The organism is Chryseobacterium sp. KLBC 52, assembly GCF_003347605.1.
In the GTDB taxonomy this organism is placed as follows: Bacteria; Bacteroidota; Bacteroidia; order Flavobacteriales; family Weeksellaceae; genus Chryseobacterium.
This window is the reverse complement of sequence record NZ_QDFZ01000009.1, coordinates 153,275-175,250: the sequence shown is the minus strand read 5'-3', so window position 1 is coordinate 175,250 and position 21,976 is coordinate 153,275. Positions and strand designations below refer to the sequence as shown.

16 protein-coding genes are annotated in these 21,976 nt (G+C 37.0%); 9 read left to right on the top strand and 7 right to left on the bottom strand.

The features are described 5' to 3' along the window. Positions 1-2: 2 nt before the first annotated feature. The 3 genes from DDF69_RS11935 to DDF69_RS11925 all read left to right on the top strand — a co-directional run bounded on the left by DDF69_RS11935 (position 3) and on the right by DDF69_RS11925 (position 4,781). Positions 3-1,085, top strand: coding sequence for a PorV/PorQ family protein (locus DDF69_RS11935; RefSeq protein ID WP_114820962.1), 1,083 nt, complete (start codon positions 3-5; stop codon positions 1,083-1,085). Between the two features lie 10 nt (positions 1,086-1,095). Then, positions 1,096-1,839, top strand: coding sequence for a hypothetical protein (locus tag DDF69_RS11930; protein WP_228411978.1), 744 nt, complete (start codon positions 1,096-1,098; stop codon positions 1,837-1,839). Between the two features lie 77 nt (positions 1,840-1,916). Next, entirely contained in the window at positions 1,917-4,781 is a 2,865-nt protein-coding gene (locus DDF69_RS11925; protein WP_114820960.1) for a T9SS type A sorting domain-containing protein, read from the top strand. Between the two features lie 400 nt (positions 4,782-5,181). On the opposite strand, the gene uvrC is transcribed toward DDF69_RS11925, so the two are convergent. Both uvrC and DDF69_RS11915 read right to left on the bottom strand, forming a co-directional pair. Beyond that, positions 5,182-6,975 carry an excinuclease ABC subunit UvrC gene (uvrC, locus tag DDF69_RS11920; protein ID WP_114820959.1) on the bottom strand — a complete coding sequence of 598 codons (1,794 nt, stop codon included), beginning with the start codon at positions 6,973-6,975 and terminating at the stop codon, positions 5,182-5,184. Positions 6,976-7,061: 86 nt separating this feature from the next. Next, the gene (locus DDF69_RS11915; protein ID WP_114820958.1) at positions 7,062-7,823 is read right to left on the bottom strand and encodes a hypothetical protein; all 762 of its coding nucleotides are present in this window, start codon (positions 7,821-7,823) and stop codon (positions 7,062-7,064) included. Between the two features lie 130 nt (positions 7,824-7,953). On the opposite strand from DDF69_RS11915, the gene hutH reads away from it, so the two are divergent. From hutH to DDF69_RS11900, 3 genes are all read left to right on the top strand, one after another. Next, positions 7,954-9,441: a histidine ammonia-lyase gene (hutH, locus tag DDF69_RS11910; protein ID WP_114820957.1), complete on the top strand. Its 1,488-nt coding sequence runs from the start codon at positions 7,954-7,956 to the stop codon at positions 9,439-9,441. A gap of 115 nt (positions 9,442-9,556) precedes the next feature. Further along, positions 9,557-10,003 carry a GNAT family N-acetyltransferase gene (locus DDF69_RS11905; RefSeq protein ID WP_114820956.1) on the top strand — a complete coding sequence of 149 codons (447 nt, stop codon included), beginning with the start codon at positions 9,557-9,559 and terminating at the stop codon, positions 10,001-10,003. A gap of 91 nt (positions 10,004-10,094) precedes the next feature. Further along, a complete protein-coding gene (locus tag DDF69_RS11900; RefSeq protein WP_114820955.1) occupies positions 10,095-11,576 on the top strand; it encodes a S8 family peptidase in 1,482 nt (493 codons plus the stop codon). Between the two features lie 69 nt (positions 11,577-11,645). Here the strand turns inward: DDF69_RS11900 and ygiD are convergent, their stop codons facing one another. Together ygiD and DDF69_RS11890 are read right to left on the bottom strand one after the other, a co-directional pair. Further along, entirely contained in the window at positions 11,646-12,473 is an 828-nt protein-coding gene (gene ygiD, locus DDF69_RS11895) for a 4,5-DOPA dioxygenase extradiol (protein WP_114820954.1), read from the bottom strand. 80 nt (positions 12,474-12,553) lie between these two features. Then, complete coding sequence (locus tag DDF69_RS11890; protein ID WP_062675631.1) at positions 12,554-13,066, bottom strand: YceI family protein; 513 nt, start codon at positions 13,064-13,066, stop codon at positions 12,554-12,556. A gap of 327 nt (positions 13,067-13,393) precedes the next feature. On the opposite strand from DDF69_RS11890, the gene DDF69_RS11885 reads away from it, so the two are divergent. Then, complete coding sequence (locus DDF69_RS11885; RefSeq protein WP_114820953.1) at positions 13,394-15,532, top strand: S9 family peptidase; 2,139 nt, start codon at positions 13,394-13,396, stop codon at positions 15,530-15,532. Positions 15,533-15,882: 350 nt separating this feature from the next. Beyond that, complete coding sequence (locus DDF69_RS11880) at positions 15,883-16,908, top strand: LLM class flavin-dependent oxidoreductase (protein ID WP_114820952.1); 1,026 nt, start codon at positions 15,883-15,885, stop codon at positions 16,906-16,908. Positions 16,909-16,983: 75 nt separating this feature from the next. Here the strand turns inward: DDF69_RS11880 and DDF69_RS11875 are convergent, their stop codons facing one another. The 3 genes from DDF69_RS11875 to DDF69_RS22185 all read right to left on the bottom strand — a co-directional run bounded on the left by DDF69_RS11875 (position 16,984) and on the right by DDF69_RS22185 (position 21,528). After that, on the bottom strand, positions 16,984-20,019 hold the full coding sequence (locus tag DDF69_RS11875; RefSeq protein ID WP_114820951.1) for an AAA family ATPase: 3,036 nt from the start codon (positions 20,017-20,019) through the stop codon (positions 16,984-16,986). Between the two features lie 3 nt (positions 20,020-20,022). After that, positions 20,023-21,228, bottom strand: a complete 1,206-nt coding sequence (locus DDF69_RS11870; RefSeq protein ID WP_114820950.1) for an exonuclease SbcCD subunit D — start codon at positions 21,226-21,228, stop codon at positions 20,023-20,025. A 147-nt stretch (positions 21,229-21,375) separates the two neighbouring features. Then, positions 21,376-21,528 (bottom strand): hypothetical protein, encoded by a 153-nt coding sequence (locus DDF69_RS22185; RefSeq protein WP_185144343.1) that lies wholly within the window; start codon positions 21,526-21,528, stop codon positions 21,376-21,378. A gap of 107 nt (positions 21,529-21,635) precedes the next feature. Between DDF69_RS22185 and DDF69_RS11865 the strand changes: the two genes are divergently transcribed. Then, the gene (locus DDF69_RS11865) at positions 21,636-21,884 is read left to right on the top strand and encodes a VF530 family DNA-binding protein (protein WP_114820949.1); all 249 of its coding nucleotides are present in this window, start codon (positions 21,636-21,638) and stop codon (positions 21,882-21,884) included. The last annotated feature ends 92 nt before the right edge of the window (positions 21,885-21,976 follow it).

The following is a 21,976-nucleotide window of genomic DNA, read 5'->3' as shown; positions in this document are numbered from 1 at the left end:
ATATGATGAAAAAATATTTTTTACTTGCATTTTCACTGCTGTTTGGGCTTTCTCAATCTCAGATTATCAGGAAATATTCCAATGAATTCTTAAACATCGGAGCCGGAGCAAGAGGATTAGCCATGGGAGGAGCAGTAATTACCAATCAGGATGACGTATATTCTCCAATGTGGAACCCAGCAGGTTTAATGTCTGTCGAAAGAGACTGGCAAGGGGCAGCAATGCACGCAGAATATTTTGAATCTATTGCAAAATATGACTATCTGGCCTATGCAAAAGTACTTGAAGAAGGTGTTTTTGGAGTTTCGGTAGTAAGGCTTGGAGTAGATAATATTTTAAATACTACCCAAATGATCGATTCGGAAGGAAATATTGATTATGATAAAATTACCAAGTTTTCCCAATCTGATTATGCAGCTATTCTTTCTTATGCTTTCAGACCCGGAGGAAATCCGAAACTGGATGTAGGGGTGAATGCAAAAATTGTTTATAGAAATGTAGGTAAATTTGCGAATGGTTATGGTTTTGGTTTTGACGTTGGAGCAATTTATAAGGCAGATAACGGATGGAAGTTCGGGGGAATGGTGAGAGATATTACTACGACCGTAAACTTCTGGACGATTAATCAGAAGGAGCTTTCCACTGTTGTAAATGGGGAAGAATTTAACCCTGCTCCTAAAGATAAACTGGAACTTACAATGCCTAAGCTGAATGTAGGTGCCAGCAAGTTATTCGAAATCAATAGCAGCGTGTATGTATTACCTGAAGCTGGAATTAATGTTGATTTTGCTAAAACAGCATCATTAATTTCAACAGATTTTGCCAGTATCAGTCCATATGCCGGAGCTGAAATGGGATATCAGAAAATGATTTTTGTAAGATTAGGGATCAACAGATTTCAATCTATTACAGATATAGAAGATCTAAAAAGAAAAGTTTCTTTCCAGCCGAGTGCAGGTATTGGGATCAGATACAGAGGGCTCACACTGGATTATGCAATTACGAATTCAGGGATTGGCGGATCTAATTTTTATTCCAATTTCTTTTCCTTAAAACTGGATATGGGAGCATTTAGAAATGATTAAAATTATAAAAATGAAAAAGTTATCAATATTGGTGATGGCTGCTTGTTCAACAATAGCTTTCGCACAAAAAGTTTCAGATTATAAATATGTTGCAGTTCCCGAAAAATTTGAAACATTCAGGGAAGATTATGGATTAAAAAACTTTTTCACCAAAGCTATGACCGGGAAAAAGTATATCATTCTTCCTGCTATTAAAGATAATTGGCCGGCTGAAGCTAAAAGTAATTTCTGTAATGTGGTTGCCGCCGATGTACTAAATGATAAAAATCTATTCAAAAATAAATTGATAGTACAGTTTAAAGATTGTAATAATACTATGATTTTTGAATCTAAAGGAGCCTCAAAGATTAAAGAATTTGAAGAAGGGTTACCAGACGCGCTAAAAGATGCATTAATCAAAATACCGGTTTCTAATCCGATTGCCTTGTTGCCTGCCTCTAATAATAGCGCTCAACGGACATCTGCCGAGCCTGTTGTATCTGTAGCCTCTACAGCAACTCCGGAAGCGAGCAATTACTCGAACGGAAAACTGGATCTTCAGAAAATACAGATTGATTCCAATCAGTTTATCTTAGCAAAGTCCGGTAGTTCAGTACCGTTTGCTGTTTTTAAAGCAACTTCAAAAAATTCTGTTTTCCTTGTAAAAATGGCTGATGGAAATACTACCGTCGGATATTTTGAAAATGGGAATATTGTAATAGATGTTCCACAGACCGAAGGAAGGTTTTCCAAAGAAGTTTTCGCCGCCAAATAATTTACATCAATTATACAATGATATCATCCTTAATTCATAACTTTTCAGAATTAAGGATTTATTTTTAACTAATAGCTATGAAAAAGGTTTACATTTCTATATTGACAATACTGTCAGTATTTTCAAGTGCACAAAATGTGTTTAATACCCAATTGAATGAGATTAACTTTGGAGCCTCCAGTGATCCTGGTAATCTTATCAAATTCAATGATCATATTCTTTTCACAGCCACCAAGTCTACAGAAGAGGGACGAGAGCTATGGAGTTTTGATCCGGGTACTCAAAAATCGATCCTGTTGAAGAATGTTTTTCCGGGATACAGTATTGGGATGGCTGGAGATCCGGCTTTTATGAAGCTCAATAATAAAGTGTACTTTATTGCTGTGCAAAGTACTAATTCGTCCATTAATCAGCTTTGGGTTACAGATGGAACTATGGCAGGAACATCCAAGGTAAAAGATCTTAATTTTGAGTTTTCGGTGGCTGCAAGTGCAGCAGTCGGAAATAATATCTTTTTCTACCACCACAACGAACTTTGGTCTTACAATACCGTTACAGATACTTTGCAGCTACTAAAAACATTTCAGTATTCCGGTGATGTGAAAATGTATACCATGAATAATACTTTGTTCCTGGCAGCTGATGATGGCATACACGGAAAAGAGATATGGAAATCGGATGGAACCGTTGCCGGAACATCTTTATTAAAGGATATTGTTCCCAATGCAGGCGGAAGTATTAATGGAGATTTTAAAGCACTGATCTTTCAAAATAAACTATACTTCGTTGTTAATCTTGGGACAGGAACGGCGGGATATGAATTATATTCAACAGATGGAACAGAAGCTGGAACAGTATCCATAAAATCTGTAGGTTATCCGCAGCTGGAAGGAGCTGCCGCTGATAACTATTTTGTTTTTACAGGATTTGATGCCGTAAATGGCTATGAACCATGGGTTTCTGATGGAACAACGTCAGGAACTTATCTGCTGAAAAATCTGATGCCAGGAGCTACAAGTTCTATGGCAATGAAGAAATTTGTAAAATATAATAACAAAATATTCTTTGAAAGTAGTGCCAACGGTGTTAACTCAGGGTATGGTAATTATATCTGGGAAACAGATGGTACAGAAGCCGGAACTGTTCTCTTCAATACGCATGCAGGAGCATTGATCTATGGAAGTAGCTCGGATAATAATCATTTGATTCTTACAATGGCTAATTATGGAAACAGATATTGGGTTGTCAACGGAAATTCTTCGCAGAGTTTCGAGATCACAGAACTTGCAATGATCAATAATAACAGTTTTGTAGACCTGAATTCTAAAATTTATCTAACCGGAAACACCCCAAAATATGGAACAGAACTGTTTTCATTAAATCCGGTGACACATCAGACCGCGATAGCTTCGGACATTAGCAGATCTGAAAGTTCTTTACCTCATGCATTTCAGGTACTGAATAATGATTTTATTTTCATTGCGACAGACAGACAGTATAATAGCCAGATTTATAAAAGAAATAAAGTCACACAGCAGATTGAGAGAATATCCAGCTTTGGAGGAAATTCGTTTATTGGTATGGGAAGCGATTTTAATGACAACTTCATTAAAGTAGGAAACTATCTTTACACTCCGGAAGCAGGTTACAGAACAGATGGTACAGAAGCCAATACTTTGCCGATATCATCCCCCAATATTACGAGCAGGGTACCGTATACCAGCTTGAACGATAATACATTGCTTTTTGCCGGATATAATAACGTGGTGGGAACTGAACTTTGGAAAATTGATAATACGTCCAATACTGTTAGTCTCGTAAAAGATATTTCCGCGGATAATATGGGAAGTCTTTATTCAGTGGATTCAAAAGCTGTAACCCTGAATGGTTTTGCTTATTTTGTGGCAAAAGATAATGGAAAATTGGGGATCTGGAAAACAGATGCTACTGAAGCCAATACCCAAAAGGTAATACAGTTCTCCTATCAGGATGGGACAGATGGAGATATTAAGGTACTGAATACTTTTAATAATAAATTATTCTTTACAAAGCAACAGGAAAATACTCCTGCGAATTACGGCTCCGGGCAAAACGAGCTTTGGATTTCAAACGGTGATCAGGCATCTGCGGTATTACTGAAATCTTACGCTACTCCTTATGGCTCTTCAAGTATTGCCAGGGAAACAATAGTATTTAATAATAAGCTTTTTTATGTCACTTCAGGTTATCCTTCCCCGGCACTGCATTCCACAGATGGAACGGCTGCAGGGACAGAACAGATAGTAGCAGGAAACTTTTTTGGTGATGTGAAATTTAAAAAATGTGGAAATCAGTTATTTTTTACCAATAATAATAGTACACAGTTGTGGAAGACGGATGGAACGGCTACTGGCACATCTGATTTATCCCAAAATTTTTCTTCAGTGAAAGATATGACGTGTGTCAACAATTATCTTTACTTTCTTAACGGGGATTCCCAAAAGGTGTGGAAAAGTGATGGGGTCTCGGTTTCTCCGATGGATATTTTCGTGACAAATGATGACAGTCAGCTGTTAGCTAATGAAAATATTCAGAAAATGGGAGCAGATGGTGAAAAATTATTTCTTACCATTAATACCAAAGAACATGGAAGTGAATTGTATGTAGTGACTGATCCGCTGCCTGTTTATCTGGCAACGCATGAAATATCCGGTGCAGAAAGTAAGAAAGAGAATATTGATCTGCAGATTTATCCTAATCCTGTTTCAGAATATTTTTCAATCAAACGGAAAGAAAATTCTACAATAGAAATTGTGAAAATTTTCGATGCCTCCGGAAAGCTTGTGAAGAATGTTATCAATAATTATGAAAATATTGGTGTAGCAGAACTTTCATCTGGAATATATTTTGTTAAGATAAAAACAAATAAAGGAGAATATTTGGGTAAGATCATAAAAAAATAATATGTGTAAAAGGCTCTTGAAAAAGAGCCTTTTATAATATATATGCTGATGTGTTTTTCATTTTTTGAAGAGTTGAAAAGATGAACATCGTTTCCTGCAGACATGGGGAATAAGATGATTCTCTCATGAATAATGAAAATGAAAAATCTTTATAAAAAGAGAAAATTTTTCATAATATTATTGTTATTAGTTGATAACTCTAATTTATGAAAAAAATACATATAATAGTATTTTTTAGTAAAATATTTATTTATTGGTATTTTTTATTGATATTTTTATTTGCTGTAGAAGGGGATTTTGCTTTTTGTCCCTTTTTGATAAAATAGAAAATTAATGAGGAAATATTACAAAACATATCCTCTTATTTGTAAATCTTTAACCATTAAACCAGAGCGGAGCTTTAATCAGCATTAAAAAACTCCCAAATTACCTTTGCCTTACTCTTACCCAGAATTTCTTCCAGGGTTTCCAGATTTGATTCTTTGATACGTTTTACAGACTTCAGCTTAGACAGTAATAATTCAATAGTTTTTTCTCCCACACCAGGAATTTCTTCCAGCTCAGACTTTATCGTAGAGTTTTTTCTTCTCGTTCTGTGATGTTTTACCCCAAACCGGTGAGCCTCGTCACGTACACGCTGAAGGATTTTCAATGTTTCAGATTTTTTGTCCAGATATAAAGGAATAGGATCTTCAGGAAAGAATATTTCTTCCAGCCTCTTGGCGATTCCTACAATGGTAATTTTTCCGTAAAGTCCCAATAACCTGAGACTTTTTACAGCAGAAGAAAGCTGTCCTTTTCCTCCATCTATCAGAATCAGCTGGGGAAGACTTTCTCCCTCATCAAGCATTCTTTTGTAACGGCGGTAGATGACCTCTTCCATCGTGGCAAAATCGTTGGGACCTTCTACGGTCTTAGGATGGAAAATTCTGTAATCTGCTTTGCTCGGTTTTCCATCTTTGAAGACAACACATGCAGACACAGGATTCGTTCCCTGAATATTGGAGTTATCAAACCCTTCAATATGTCTTGGCTCCACAGGCATTCTCAACAGTTTCTGCATTTCGGCCATGATTCTGTTCGTATGTCTCTCAGGATCTACAATCTGAACCTGCTTCAGCTTTTCAAGACGGTATTCCTTAGCATTCTTTTCAGAAAGCTCTACGATTCTTTTTTTGTCGCCTACCTTAGGAACAATCAGTTTTACATTGGGAATTTCTACAGAAAGATGAAAAGGTAAAAGAACTTCCTTGGAATCTGAAGAAAACTTCTGACGAATCTCTATCAAAGCTTCTTCCATAATATCTTCATCGGTTTCTTCAAGAATCTTTTTGATCTCAGTAGTAAAACTCTGGATAATATTTCCGTTTCTGATTTTAAAGAAATTCACATAGGCTGCGGTTTCATCACTTGTCATTCCGAAAACATCCACATCATCAATATTGGGGTTAACCACCGTGTTTTTAGCCTGGTAATCTTCAAGAATATCCAGTCTTTCCTTAATGATCTGAGCCTCTTCAAACTTCAGGTTGGAAGCAAGTTTCATCATCTGATTTACCAGATAATCTTTTGCTTTCCGGAAATCCCCTTTAATAATTCCGCGGATAGCTTCTATTTTTTCGTCATAATCTTCCTTACTCTCAAGATCTTCACAGGGGCCTTCACAGTTTTTGATATGGTATTCCAGGCAGACCTTATATTTTCCATCCGCAATTTTGGAGGGAGAAAGATTAAGGTTGCAGGTTCTGAGTTTATAAATATGTTTTATGGTATCCAGCAAAATCTTTGCAGGACGTACTTTTGCATATGGACCGTAATATTCTGATCCGTCTTTAATCATATTTCTGGTCAGGAAAATTCTGGGAAAATCTTCATTTTTGATGCAGATCCACGGATAGGTTTTGTCATCCTTCAACATCACATTATAAAAGGGCTGATATTCCTTAATCAGATTATTTTCTAATAATAAAGCATCATACTCACTGTTTACAATTGTCGTTTCCAGTCGCTGGATTTTGCTGACCATTATTTTGATTCTGTATCCGGAAAGGTTTTTGTTGAAATAGGATAGAACCCTCTTTTTAAGATTTTTAGCCTTTCCAACATACAAAAGCTGTTCGTTTTTATCATAATAACGATAAACGCCGGGTTCGGATGGTAAGGTTTTGAGCTGTAGTTCTAAAGAAGGATTCATATAACAAAATTAAGGAAACTTTCGCTATCTAAAAAAGAAAAACCTGCAGATGGTTCTACAGGTTTTATTTTAGGGTTCAAAATATTTTATCCGTTTGTCATTGCAGTATATTCGCTTACAAGAAAACTGAAATAATCCCATTCTACAGAGTTCTTAGGATATTTTTTCATGAAATCCTGATTATCTCCAAAAAGAAAATCATAATTGTCTTCAAAGTCATCTTTATGAAGCCACATTACCTTATTGCCCTTTTTTACATAGTAAGATTTGATAACACCGCCTCCAAGCTGTGGAGAGCCCATTACAGAAAAACCTGTTGTCTCTTTGGCTCTGGGATCGTGGTATACTGAAATAATATCATCAAAACCTGGATTGATCACCTGCATCAGAAATTCCTTATCATCTTTTTTGTTCTTTAGAGAGACAGTCTGGTTGATAAAATATATCCTGTCATTGTTGGTGTTTTTCGTTAACTTCTTAGTTCCGAAGTTTCTGATATTCCCCATGTATTTTGCCACTTTGGCAATCTTCTCTGCATTGCTTGGATACACATACATCTCATTGATCTGATCGGCATTGAAAGTAGCATTCTTTTTGGTGATACTGTCTTTGATAGCAACTTCGTAGATCTGCCCTTTTTTGGTTTCAATCTTATTACAGAAACCTTTGTAGGTAGTTCCGTCTTTTAAGATAATGGTAGATGTTTTTCTGGGAGATGGCGTATTAAAACCTTCATTAAAAAGGTAAGTTTCCATTTTTTTGATATCCTCTTTAGAGTATTTTACTTTCTGCGCGAAAGCAGTGGTGCTTGCTGCACATACAGCAAGGAGTAGAGTTTTCAGTCTCATGTATTATTGTTTTTAATTTTCGGGGCTAAAAGTAGTAAATTATTTCGCTTGTTTTATAAAAATATAGAAGATTGAAATTTAGCTTTTCCAATTATTGTTAAATGCGTAATTTTAAGGAAATTTTTTAGAAATGATATACGGAGTAGATGTTTTTACTTTCCATGATGTTCTGGAAATATGTAAAAAACCTAATAAAGCCAAGCTAAACAAAGCAGCAAAAGAACAAATTTTAAAATCTCAGAAAAACGTACAGAAAATAGTAGAGTCAGACAGATGCGTATATGGAATCAATACAGGATTCGGACCATTGTGTGATACTAAAATTTCAGCGGACGAAACCGCCCAGTTACAATATAACCTTATCATTTCTCATGCGGTGGGAGTAGGAAAGCCTATTGATAAAGAGCTTTCCAAGATCATGATGATTGCTAAAGTACATGCGCTATCGAAAGGATTTTCAGGAGTTTCTCTGGAAGTTATTGAAAGAATGATTCTGATGCTTGAGAAAGATATCATTCCGGTAGTTCCTGAACAAGGATCTGTAGGAGCCTCAGGAGACCTTGCCCCATTAGCACATCTTGTACTGCCTTTACTTGGTTTAGGACAAGTTTGGGAAGGAGATCAGGTTTCTGATACCTTGGATGTTTTGAAAAAGCATGACCTTGAACCCTTAGCTTTAGGTCCAAAAGAAGGATTGGGATTGATCAACGGTACGCAGTTTATCCTTGCTCACGCCATCAAAGGACTTGAAAAATTTGAATACTTATTAGACCTTGCTGATATGACAGCTGCAATGAGTCTCGAAGCGTACAGAGGTTCAGAAAGCCCATTTAAAAAAGAACTTCACGAGATCAGACCTTTTGAAGGCAGTAAAAAAGTGGCGGCAAGAATGCTTAAGTTTTTAAAGGGATCAGAAAATATGAAAGCTCATGAAGATTGTGAGAGAGTTCAGGATCCTTATTCTATGAGATGTGTACCACAGGTTCATGGAGCCAGCAGAAATGCTTTTGAGCACCTTAAAGGAATGGCAGAAACAGAATTGAACTCTGTAACAGATAACCCGATTGTCCTAAGCGCCGAAGAATCTATTTCAGGTGGAAACTTCCACGGACAGCTAATGGCGTTGCCTTTAGATTATGCTACATTAGCTGCAGCCGAACTGGGGAATATTTCAGACAGAAGAAGCTACTTATTATTAGAAGGAAAATATGGACTTCCGAGATTATTAACGGAAAGCTCAGGATTGAATTCCGGATTTATGATCCCTCAATATACCTCAGCAGCGTTGGTTACAGAGAACAAAACATTATGCTTCCCTGCATCGGCAGATTCTATTCCAACAAGTTTAGGTCAGGAAGATCATGTTTCTATGGGAAGTATTTCAGGAAGAAAATTCAATCAGGTTCTTGGGAATCTTGTGAATATTCTGTCTGTTGAGTTGATGTTTGCAGCTCAGGGACTTGAATTCAGAAGACCTGCGAAATGCTCTAAAGTGATTGAAGAAAACTTTGCTATTCTTCGTTCTAAAGTTGCCAAGCTTGAAGACGACAGGCTGATCGGTAAAGATATGCTGGCGATTGCTGAGTTAATTAACGAAAGAAAATTTGTTGTCAACTAATCTAAATAAAATGAAGGCTTCCGAAAGGGAGCTTTTTTGTTTTCTACTAAATAATGGCTGGGTTTAAACCTAATAGGTTTGATTCTATCAGTATTAATCTTTTAATCAAATAAAAATGTACATCCTCAGAACAGATTCTACTCATAAAGATTTTCAGAACCTTGTAAAACTCCTCGATGCCACTTTGTCTGAACATAATGGTGAAAATGATGATTTCTTTGCTCAGTTCAATACAATAGATACTATTAAAAACTGTGTCGTAGCTTATATAGATGATATACCTGCTGCGTGTGGAGCATTCAAACCGTTTTCAGAAGATACCGTAGAAATAAAAAGAATGTTTACCCATCCGGAATTCAGAAAGAAAGGACTAGGTTCTACCATTGTAAAAGAACTTGAGAGCTGGGCAACAGAATTGAACTTTACAAATGCCGTATTAGAAACTTCCCGGGATTTGAAAAGTGCCATCTCGGTTTATGAAAAAAGTGGTTTTTATCAAATACCCAATTATGGACAATACGCTGGGATAGAGCAAAGTGTGTGCTACAGAAAAGTATTGTAATTTAATATTTATGTAATGCTAAATTCATTTTTTTTCAATTTTTAATTCCCGTTAAAGTGTTATATTGTAGCCTCATCCAAAATTATAACATATGAAAAAAACTGTATTCCTACTGGCAATATTTTTTGCCTTAAACTCGTGCTCCAGAGAAGATCTCCAGAACGAAAATGTAAAAACAGAAATGTCCCAGAAAGATCCGTTGACAGCAAAACAAATCAACGAAAGGATCAATCAGGCGATTAAAACAGACGGAACTTTCAATTGGAAAAATGAATCCGATCATTTCGTATGGAGTGCTATTTTCCGTGGAAATAAAATGGTCTCTATCGGTTTCGGAGCTTCTAAAGATGATTTTGACAGAAGTAAGTCTCCCAACAATGCTGATATGGAGAAAGAAGTTCTCTCTGTAATCAAAAAATATGAAGGAAAAGACGAAAGAAATTTCCTTCTTCTTTCAGATCAATATCTTAATCAGATGGATGTTGTGATTGAAAATGAGGAAACTGTTTCCGCTCTCCGACAAATGAAAAACATCCGATATGTAGAACCGGCAGATTATCATTATTTTGAATTTGAAGCTCAATATAATGCAGCGGCAAAATCTTCAGGAAGTGGTTCTTCGGGATGTGGGTTCTCATCATCTACTTTAAGTACTGCAGACTATACTTCAACAACGCCAAGTGCAAAAATACCTTGGGCTTTTGCTAAACACAATATTCCTGATGCATGGAGCTACAGCACAGGAGCAGGTGTTACCATAGGACTTATTGATACAGGAGTTTCACCGGAACAGACTTTACTGGGAGGAAGTTTTAATAATGGAGCTTCTTCAGGAAGAACGATCAGCAAATACGGAGTGTATAATTCAGACGGATCCGGAGACCAGTGTGGGCATGGAACGAAAATGGCTTCCGTAATGGCAGCTCCGAGAAATAATGCAGGATTACCTGTAGGAGTAGCTTATAATGCCAATCTTATTGCCTACAGAGCTGCAGAAAATGTTGTTCTTGAAACTTCCAGTGAACAGACAGCTGTAAAAACGGCTTTCACAGAATTGGGTAACAATACCAGTGTAAAAATCATCTCTATGTCGATGGGACATATTTTCTCTGTCGGAAAAATTGAAGATGGGGTTAAATATGCTTATTCTAAAGGAAAACTGATCTTCTGTGCCGGAGGTACTTCAACCAGTTTTACGAGTTTTGTCGGAGTCATTTTCCCTGCATCAATGTCAGAAACTCAGGCGATAACAGGAGTAAAAGAAAATACTTCCAATCAGAAATGTGATGTGTGCCACTCGGGCAGCCAGATCGACTTTACTTTCCAGATGGAGAGGCCTTCAGGAAATACAGTGCCTGTATTGAGTTATTACAACGGCCAGGCAGATTATGTGGGTGGTTCTTCAGTGGCTACAGCAGCTACAGCAGGAATTGCAGCGTTGGTTTGGGCTAAAAATCCATCATGGACAAGAGATCAGGTACTGAATAAAATGAGACAGTCTGCTACCTATTATCCCAATGTAAATTCAAGCTACGGCTACGGAAACATCAATGTTCTGAAAGCGGTACAATAAATAATAATTCCATAAAAAAGAAAAGGAAATATCTCAGCTGAGGTATTTCCTTTTTTATTTTAATATAGATTATCCTATCCTTACACTTGTCATACTCAATGATCCACCAATAAGTTCGTCATTGAATAAATTAAGCTCTTCAGACTGATCTTTCAGCCCTAAAGTATACAATAAAGGAAGATAATGATCAGGCGTAGGAACAGCATATTGTAAGAAAGTTCCTTGTTTCTGGTAATCGATGATATTCTGAAAGTTGCCGTCAAGTAACCAGTTGTTGGTTTTTTCACGGGCTTCCACAGCCCAGTCCCAGCCGGCTCCCACTGTATTTATATTTTTCCAGTCGATAAGGCGAAGGTTATGAACAATATTTCCGCTTCCGATAATAAGAATACCTTTTTCACGAAGTTTGTTCAGTCTTTTGGCAAGATCGTAATGATACTGTGGAGGTTTTGTATGATCGATGCTCAGCTGAATCACCGGAATATCCGCATCAGGATACATATGTTTGATAACTGACCATGCCCCATGATCCAGTCCCCAGCTGTGGTCTTCTTCCACATCTACAGGAAGAAGTAATTCTGCAGTTTCTCTCGCCAGTTCCGGACTTCCGGGAGCAGGATACTGCACATCAAAAAGGGCTTTTGGAAAACCATAAAAATCATGGATGGTTTTCGGCATATCCATAGCGGTTACAAAAGTTCCGTCTGTATACCAGTGGGCAGAAATACAAAGAATTGCATTAGGCTTTGGAATTTCTGAAGCAGCTTTCCGGAATCCTTGTACAAACTGATTCTCTTCAATGGCATTCATTGGTGAACCATGTCCAAGAAATAAAACAGGCATTCTCTGTGTGCTTTTAAAACCGTTGCTTATGTTTTGAAGATCGTTGAGGTTCATAAATATAAGATTATAAAAAAAACAAAAGGTTCAAGGCTTTTAGAAAAATCCCCGAACCTTTTATCCTATATATTAATTTACTATGCCTGTTTTACAAACTGTAATTCACCAGCTACTTTTACATCGTCACTTACCATTACACCTCCTGCTTCAAGAGCGGCATTCCAGTTTAATCCGAAGTCTTTTCTACTGATTTTTCCTTCAAAAGAGAAACCTGCTTTTGTATTTCCCCATGGGTCTACGTTGATTCCTCCGAAGTCTACATCAAGATTTACAGGTTTTGTGATTCCGTTGATGGTAAGATTTCCAACAATAGAATTATTTAATGCCTGAGATTCAAAAGTGATGGTAGGATGTACTTCAGCATTGAAGAACTCTGCAGACTTTAAGTGGTTATCTCTGTCTGTATTGTTGGTGAATACAGAATCTGTCTGAATGGTAGCAGTAGTTTTTGCATTTGCAAAGAATTCATCTTCAGATTCAATTTCAGCAGTGAAAGTTCTGAAGCTTCCTTTTACGTTAGAGATCATCATGTGTTTTACTTTGAAAGTAATTTCACTATGCGTAGGGTCTAAAATCCATTTTGTTGCCATTGTATTTTGTATTTTTTGTTTGTTATTAATGATGCAAATTTAGGACACCGTACCTATATGAGTCATTGATATAGGATAAGAAATGAGATTTTTTTGTCAAGGGTCAATTTTGCTCCGCAAGTGAATGGTGAATTTATTTCAACAAATTGACAAGCGCAGCGGATTGACTGTTCACAATTCACCTATCCTAATTCCTTTAAAAATTCTACTATCAAGTTAAGAAATAATTCCTTTGAATGCATGAATTCCATTTTATGAATGTTTTAATTTAACGTTTCTTAACGAATGGTTTTTATTTCTTATTTTTGGAGGATTCAATTTTATACAATGAAATTACATAAATTTTCTTTATTGATGCTGGTTTTAGGCAGTTCAGCATTCGCCCAGAGCCAGAAGTTTACCATGGCGGAGGCTGTAAATGGAATGAGAACCAACCTTGCTGTGAAAAATATCTCCCAGTTTTCCTGGGCTGCAGACGGAAAATCTTATATCCAGGCAGTGAAAGGCGGTTATCTGATTACAGATTTGAAGACCAACAAACAGGATACTCTGATCTCATTGAGCCAAATGAACAGAAACCTTTCTAATGAAAAATTTAAAGCGGTTCCTCCTATCAAATTTACAGGGAATTCTAAAGGATATTTTACTACAGAAGGTAAAATGTTGTGGATCGAAAAATCAGGAAACGACTGGAAAGTAAAAAGCGCAGCTACCATTGATCAGGATGCGGCGAACGTGAAAATGTTTGGTGACGGTCAGACTTTTGCTTTCACAACAAAGAATAATTTATTTGTCAACAGAAACGGGAAAACCATTGCTGTAACCAACGAGAGCAATGAAAATATCATTAGCGGACAGGCTGTTCACAGAAATGAATTCGGAATTGATACCGGAATTTTCCCTGCGCCAAACTCTGAGAGTGTAGCTTTCTATAAAATGGATCAGAGCATGGTTGCAGATTATCCGATCATCGATTGGTCTGTAACTCCAGCTGTCAATCACAATATTAAATATCCAATGGCGGGTCAGACTTCTCACCAGGTGACATTAGGGGTGTTCAATATTAAAACTCAAGCTACGACTTTCTTAAAAGTGGAGGGCGAAAAAGACCAATATCTAACAGCAGTTACCTGGAGTCCGGATTCAAAATACATCTTTGTGGCTGTTCTGAACAGAGGCCAGAATCATATGAAAATGAATCAATATGATGCTGCAACTGGAGAATTGGTGAAAACTTTATTTGAAGAAACAGACAGCAAATATGTTGAGCCACAGCATCCGCTTACTTTCTTCCCGAATTCTAACACCGACTTCATTTGGCAGAGCCAGAGAACAGGATACAACCACCTGTTCCACTACAGCCTTGAAAAAGGACTGGTATCTCAAATCACAAAAGGAGACTGGCTGGTAACCGATATTTTAGGGTTCAATGAAAAGAAAAAGGAAATCTATTTTACATCAACAAAAGAGACTCCTTTGGAAAGACATTTGTATAAAATTAACTGGACTAATTTTAAGATGCAAAGGCTGGACAGTGGAGAAGGGATGCATGCAGGTACATTGAGCAGCGATGGAAATTATCTGTATGATGCTTACAGTAATGCCAATTCACCGAGAGTTGCCAATATTATCAATACAGCGAACTTAAAAACTACCAATATCCTTACTTCTGAGAATCCATTAAAGAATTATCAGAGACCGGAAATTAAAAACGTAACTTTAAAAGCAGATGACGGAACTCCTTTGTATGGAAAGATTATCCTTCCAACCAACTTTGATCCGAACAAAAAATATCCGACTATTGTTTATCTGTACAACGGGCCGCACTTACAGCTGATTACCAACAGCTTCCCGGCTTCAGGAAACCTTTGGTATGAATATATGGCTCAGAACGGATACATTATCTTTACCATGGACGGAAGAGGCTCTTCCAACCGTGGAATGAAGTTTGAGCAGGCTGTATTCAGAAATCTGGGAACAACAGAAATGAATGACCAGATGAAAGGAGTAGAGTACTTAAAATCTCTTCCTTATGTAGATGGAGACAAAATGGGAATTCATGGATGGAGCTTCGGAGGATTTATGACGACAAGTTTCATGCTTCGCAAGCCGGATGTATTCAAAGTAGGAGTAGCAGGAGGACCTGTAATCGACTGGAGCATGTACGAGATCATGTACGGAGAAAGATATATGGATACTCCGCAGGAAAACCCACAGGGATATGCAACAGCTAATCTTCTGGATAAAGTACAGAACCTGAAAGGAAAATTACTGATGATCCACGGAGCTCAGGATGATGTAGTCGTATGGCAGCATTCTATTAAATTCATCAAATCAGCTGTGGATAACGGAGTTCAGTTAGATTACTTTACGTATCCGGGACATCCACATAATGTGATTGGGAAAGACAGAGTTCACCTGATGCAGAAAATTACAGATTATTTTGATCTGTATCTGAAGAAATAATAATACAATCCAGTCTCGCTTTAGGCTGGATTTTTTGTTTCGCTAAAAAGGATTAGGATCTTTTGAAAACGCAAAGACGCAAGATTATTGAATACTTCATATTATGGGGAGCAAGGATTTTATCTGCGATAAAATTGTAGAGTTCTAATACTATATACATTATACACATAAATATTTGCTGAAAATCTTTGATTTTCTTGCGCCTTAAAACAGTATAAAGATAAAAATCCTTGCGCCCTTGCGTTTTCCAACAAAAAAATCATCAGTATTCAATAGCCCTTCCGATCTTAACAAACATCAATGTTTTTGATATTTCATAGTGGTAATTTTGTATTACTAAAATCAACAATATGGAATTAGGAATAGGAATGTTTGGGGATCTGGCTTTAGACCAGTCTACCGGAAAATATAGAGATGCAGGAATAAAGATCCGTGAAATACTGGATCAGGTAAAATTAATGGATGAGGTGGGAATTGATGTTTTCGCAATGGGAGAGCACCACCGTCCGGATTATGCTGTTTCCTCACCGGAAATAGTACTGGCAGCAGCAGCAAGTATTACCAAAAATATAAAACTGGCGAGTGGAGTGACTGTTTTAAGTTCTTCAGAGCCGGTAAAAGTATATGAAGATTTTTCAACGCTGGACTTGATTTCAGACGGAAGAGCAGAGATATTTGTAGGACGTGGAAGCTTCATTGAGTCATTTCCATTGTATGGTTACTCATTGAATGATTATGAACAGCTGTTTGACGAAAAATTAGAATTATTACTGAAAATCAATTCTGAGGAAAATGTTAGCTGGTCGGGAAAACTTCGTGCTCCGATGCAGAATCAAACCGTATATCCAAGAGCAAAAAATGATGGAAAACTTTCCATCTGGAGAGCGGTTGGAGGAACTCCTCAGTCTGTTTTAAGTGCAGCCCAGCTTGGAATGCCTTTAGTGGTAGCCATTATTGGAGGAATGCCAATCCAGTTTAGAAATCTGATCGAATTCTATAAACAGGAATACCAAAAAGCAGGACATGATGTTTCGAAAATGCAGATTGCAATCCACTCCCATACTTTTGTGAGTGATGACCAAAAAGTGGTAGATGGGTATTTCCATAATTATAAATCTCAGATGGATAGGATAGGAGCTTCCAGAGGATGGGCGCCTTACACAAAAGCACAGTATGAGGGTGGAAGAAGCAAGGACGGTGCGTTATTCATCGGCAGTCCGGCTGAAGTAGCAGAAAAGATTGCTTATATGAAGGAGATTTTCGGGATTACAAGATTTATCGGGCACATGGATGTGGGAGATCCTGCCCATGATGTAATGATGAAGTCTATAGAATTGTTTGGAAATGAAGTGAAGCCTGTTATAAAAGGACTGTAACAGGGAAGTTTATGAGGTGCAAAAGCCACAAAAGAACAAATCTTTTGTGGCTTTTGTTATTTAAAATATACTGAACTAAATCATTTCAATGATACTTCCTCTTTCTTCGTCTTTAATAATATTGAGTGCCGTAGGAATTTTCTCTTTCAGTTCTTCCACGTGCGAAATAATTCCCACAATTCTGTTTTCTTTCATCAGATTGGTGAGCGTTTCAAATACGATATTCACAGATTCCGTATCCTGTGTTCCGAAACCTTCATCAATAAAGAAGAAATTCTTATCAGCCTGTGCATTGGCCTGAACACTTTCTGCCAGAGCCAGAGCCAGACTTAAAGATACCTGAAATGCCTGTCCTCCGGAAAGCGTTTTTACACTTCTGCTTTTTCCTTCGTTGAGGTAATCGATGATTTCAAAATCGTTATTTTCATTAAGCTGAAGACTCAGCTGGTTTCTCGTCATGCGGTGAAAGCGTACATTGGCATGATCACACAGCTGTCTCAGATAAATAGATGAAACATATTGTACAAAGCCTGCTCCTTTAAACAGGTTCATCATGATTTTTAAATTTTCGGAACGTTTCTGAAGCTTTGCCAGTTCTTTCAGAAGTTCGTCTTTTTTTACAAATTCCTTTTCCAGACGGTCTATTTCTGCAGTTTTTGTGACTACAGAATCACTGATCTGCTTTTGCTCGGTTTGTGCTTCATTAAATTGCTTTTCAGCCAGAGAAAACTGTTCATTATCGAATGAAAGTCCCTTCAGCTTTAATTCCAGCTCTCCAATGAATTTCTTTAAAGCTTCAAATTCAACTTTGAAATGCTGAACTTTAGCCCTTACCATCTGAACATCAATTTCCTGAAGTAAAATATGCTCAACCTCTTTAAATTCTGTGAAGTTTTGATTTGTCAACGCTTTGACAATAGCTGCTTCATTGCTTGAAATTTCTTTTTCAAGTTCTGTAATCTGTTTTTCAGACTGGCTGACAATGGCTTTTTGCTCTGCCAGTTTTGGAGAAAGGATTTTTTCCTGCTGTAAAGCTTTCTGGTAATTTTCTTCAGTTTCCTTGTTGGATTGTACCAGCTTTTGATAAATTTCTTCAATCTCAGATTTTTCCTTTTGGACATACAGATTCCAGTCCAGGATTTTAAGACCAGACCGGCTGATATTGATCTGTTCCTGCTTCGAAACTTCTTCTAAACGGAAAGCTTCCAGAGCAGTCTTATACTTTTCCAGCGTTTTAATTTCTCTTTCAAGAGCTTCTCTCTCCAAAGCAATATTCCGTTCTGTTTCCTCAATCTTTTTTTCTAAAGTGAATGAATCTGAACGTTTTTTCTCAAACTCTTCTTCCTGATCAGGAGAAAATGTTTTCCACGTAAAATTCAGAATATGATTTTCAAGATCTTTTTGAATCTGAAGAACGATTATTTGTTCTGAAATAAGCTGTTCCTCAAAGATCTTTTTGCGGTCAAGAATCTTGTCAATTTCAGCCTCCTGCTTTTGAAGTCCTGTTCCTTCCTGTTCAAGCGATGCTATTTTCTCCTGAATTTCCTTCAACTCAGCATTCACATCATGAAATTCCACAATATGCGGATGCTCTTTAGAGCCGCAAAGAGGGCAATTTTCACCATCATGAAGTTCATTGGCAAAGCGGGAAAGTTCTTTTTGAATTTTGAGTTGATCCAGTTTCTGGGAAAGTTCCTTTTTTTGAGTTTCTAAGGTTTCTTTTCTGATTCTGAAATCTTCTTTATAATTTTCGGTATAAGCAAAAGGCTTTAATTCTTCTGTAATTTCTCCGATCTGCTTTTGATGTTTCCCAATCTTTTCAGTTTGCTCCTGCAGGGATTTTTTTAAATTCTTGTGTTGAATAAACCAGTTGCCCACTTCAGAAAGCAGGGCAGAGTCAAGTTTCTGTTCCTTTAAGGTTTTAACCTGTGTAGAAAGTTCATCAATGGTTTTTTGAATTTTCTCTTTATGAACATCTACTTCTTTTACTTTTTCAGAACCTTTTTGAGTTCTTTCATTCAGAACTTTGATCTCCTCAGAAAATTTCAGGATCTGAATGATAAGATTCAAATCATTTTCCTGAATTCTGGACTGCTCCAATGCCTTAAACTTTGGTTCAAGAGCAGTAAGTTGTTCTTTGATGATAGTAAAAGCCTTTTCAGTTTCCTGCTGGATTTTGATCTGTTGCTCTTTCTCATTCCGCTTGTCTGAAATCTCTTTTGAAAGCTTATTTTTCTCAATGATCAATGGATTGAAGAGCCTGAAAATACGGTCGTATAATTCTGCCTGTGCTTCCAAAGCATCCATTGGAGACTTTTCTTCTGAGAGTTTATTGAATTTTTCTTTATTCTGTTGTAAACTGTGGAAGTCAATTTTTAAGTTTTTCAGCTGCTGATAAGTCTGGGAAATTTTTTCCAGTTTTTCATTGGATTCTGAGAGCTTTTTCTGTTCCTCTGCAAGCTGCTCTTTTTGGATCTGGATTTTCTCTTGGTTGATTTCTTCAAAACCTTTCAATTGCCCTTCCAGCTGATCCAGTTCAGATCGGTTCCTTACATTAAGTGCAGAAACATTGTTCTGGAGGTCAAATTTTTGAAGATTGAAGATCTCCTTCATCATATTCGTTCTCTCTGCGGCACCCAATTCAAGGAATTCTTTGAACTGTCCCTGCGGAATAATGATAGTTCTTTTGAAGTTGGAATAACTTAATCCAATAACAGCTTCCGCATTTGAGTGATCTAAAGGAATCCATTTCCCATTGATGTTCTCATAAAAAGTAACGGCATTAGGTTTTACCTCTTCGAATTTTTTGGAATTTCTTTTAAAATCACGGGTAGCACGAAACAATTTATTCTCATAATTCACAAAATCAAATTCTATATAAGAACTGTTTGATTTTAAATTCATCATGTTATAAGCCCTCTTATCACGCATGTTCAGACGCTCCGTTTCTCCATATAAAGCAAACGAAATGGCCTCAAGAACCGATGATTTTCCGGAACCTACCGCTCCGAAAATCCCAAACAGTCCGGCTTCAGTAAGATTTCTGAAATCAATCGTCTGGCGTTCCTGGTATGAGTAAAGACCTTCGATAGTTAATTGAACAGGGATCATGGCTTATGCATTTAAAATTTCGTTAAACAGATTCATCAGTTCTTCATTGGCTTCCTGCCCGCCATTTTTGGATTTAAAATAATCTTTGAATAAAATATCAATATCCTGACTTAAATTGATTTCATGGTTTGAATCTTCTGACAATTCCAGATTTTTTACTTTGGGGATAAGGTGAACAATTCCGTTGTGAGACTGATAGATTAATCTCCTTTCATCTGCCGTTAAAAAAGTCTCACTTTCCAGCGTAAGTTCAATAAATGTGTTTGGATTTTCTCCCAGCCACTGAACAGCAGCATCAATGGCGGTAAATGTTTTTCGGACTAAAGCTCTGCCGCTTTTCAAAAGTTTCTTTTCGTAGGAAACTGTTTTTCCAGGTTCTGCGTCAATAATGGAAACATACTTCGTTTGTCCCGCTTCACTGAAACTATAGCACAGAGGAGAAGATGAATAAATAACCGGTTTCTCCTTCGTTCCTATATTCTGGAAACCATGAAGGTGACCGAGTGCTGTATACTGAATTTGCTCAGGAATGCTGTCTGAAAAAATCAGATCTGCATTGCCTATCTTAATTGGTTTTTCTCCTTCGGGTTCTTCCAACACTTCTGCACCTCTTTTATTCATGTATAAATGAGCTGTCAGAAGATTCACCCCGGAATCATCACAAAACTGATCCGCAAGGTTTTTCCAGGTCTGAGAAAGGACTTTGTTGATTTCTTCTTCCTTATTTTCTCCAAAGTATTCCTTTAATCGGATCTCATTTGCGAAAGGAGTGTGAAGAATTCTTACAGGAAAGTTGATCCCACCAATTTTCAGCTCGATAAAACCTTCTTTTGAATGGGTAATCTTAAAATGTTCTGTACCAAAAGGTGCTATTTCAGCTTTAGGATGGCCTATTAAAATAATCCCGCATTCCCTTGCCAAGGGATCGGGAGCATTAATTAAACTGGGAGAATCGTGATTCCCTGAAATAGCAATCACAGGGCGCTTACCATTCAATGATAAACGTTTTAATGTTTTATAAAAAAGTTCAGCAGCCTCTACACTTGGATTAAAATTATCGAATAGATCTCCGGCAATGAGAACTAAATCAACGTTTTGTTCATCAGCAATCTGAACAATTTCATTCATCACCAAAACCTGTTCTTCCAGTCTAGAAAAGCGGTCGAGGCGTTTACCCAAATGCCAGTCGGCAGTGTGGAGGATTTTCATAATGTAAATTTGAGAATTAAAAAGGGTATATGCAGCGTAATTTTCAAGTTGTTTTGCAGAGAATTATTTTGCAGCTATTACAATGTAAATATAGAGAATACTTCATTTTTAAAAATAAGGTTTCCTTTAATTTCAGATAAAAACAATTTATAAGCTATCATCAGCTTCTCTTGCTTTGAAATCTTCCCGGATTTGTTTTAAACGTGCTTTCCTTTCCGCTTCTGCATTCTGTATTTTACGTTTTTTCTGATCAATTTTCTTTTTATTTTTTTTCCTGTTCGCTTCGTTGTTTTTGCTCATATTTTTTAAGAATAAGAAATAGCTTCTTCAAAAATAAGAAACAAAAAGGGAAGAAGAGGTGTAGATTTCCATATAAACTTATAATCAATTAATTTTGCAAAAAAAAGATGGAACAGCAATCCAAAGATCCTCTACACGGAAAAAGACTTGATGCTATCCTGGAAGAACTGGTAGAATATTATCAAGGTTTTGAAAGGCTGGGCGAACAGATCAATATTAAATGTTTTACAGATAACCCAAGCATAAGTTCTTCCCTGAAATTTCTGCGGAAAACACCGTGGGCCAGAACAAAGGTGGAGAGCCTGTATCTCTTTATGCTGAGACAGAAAAAAAGAGATGAAAGCAGAAAAAAATAAAGGCTGTAAAAAGAAGATCTCCATTTCTTTATGCCTTTCATAGCTTCCTTCTTCCAACCTCCAGCCTCCAGGCTCACGGAATCATTTCAAAA